The following is a 311-nucleotide window of genomic DNA, read 5'->3' on the forward strand; positions in this document are numbered from 1 at the left end:
TTATAAGATCTTTTATTATGTGGCAAAATACCACAACTTTACCAAGGCGGCCCAGACGTTAAACAACAGCCAGCCGAATATTACCCGGGCCATGAATTGTCTGGAACAACAGCTGAATACCACTTTATTTATCCGTACCAACCGCGGCGTACAGCTCACTCCGGAAGGAGAACGGCTTTATACCCATGTGCTAAGTGCAATGGAGCAGTTTCAGGCAGCAGAAGAGGAGCTGGCAGACAGCTCCGGATTATCCCATGGAAGTGTAGCCATCGGTGCCAGTGAAACTGCCCTCAATATTTTCCTGCTGGATA

Annotated in this window: 1 protein-coding gene; it reads left to right on the plus strand. The window is 47.9% G+C overall.

Annotated features, from left to right (window positions below; all coding sequences use genetic code 11):
* Nucleotides 1-311, plus strand: a 311-nt coding sequence (locus LIZ66_RS18440; protein ID WP_227201189.1) for a LysR family transcriptional regulator, incomplete at both ends; no start/stop codon positions are given.

This window comes from Blautia faecis, assembly GCF_020554845.1.
Taxonomy (GTDB): domain Bacteria; phylum Bacillota; class Clostridia; order Lachnospirales; family Lachnospiraceae; genus Blautia_A; species Blautia_A faecis.